Raw genomic sequence first — 270 nt, forward strand, 5'->3', positions numbered from 1 at the left:
GGTGTCATCCCGACGAAAAGCAGGGTTATACTTGTAAACTATATTTTTTTATTTTGGTTTACAACTCCGATGACTATCCCCGTTTTCTCTTCAGACGATGCCCGCTTTGACCGCCAGCATATCTGGCATCCCTACACCTCCATGCAGGATCCGCTGCCCTGCTACCCGGTGGTCGCCGCAAAGGGTTTTCAGCTGCAACTGGCCGATGGCCGTGAGCTGGTGGATGGGATGTCCTCGTGGTGGGCGGCGATTCACGGTTACAACCATCCG

At 53.7% G+C, this 270-nt stretch carries 1 protein-coding gene; it reads left to right on the forward strand.

What is annotated here, in order from left to right:
- Positions 1–69 precede the first annotated feature (69 nt).
- Positions 70–270: aminotransferase class III-fold pyridoxal phosphate-dependent enzyme (locus SB756_RS30380; protein WP_410913278.1), on the forward strand; the 201-nt coding region annotated here is incomplete at its 3' end.

The sequence above is a fragment of the Pseudomonas sp. SIMBA_068 genome, from assembly GCF_046534705.1.
In the GTDB taxonomy this organism is placed as follows: Bacteria; Pseudomonadota; Gammaproteobacteria; order Pseudomonadales; family Pseudomonadaceae; genus Aquipseudomonas; species Aquipseudomonas putida.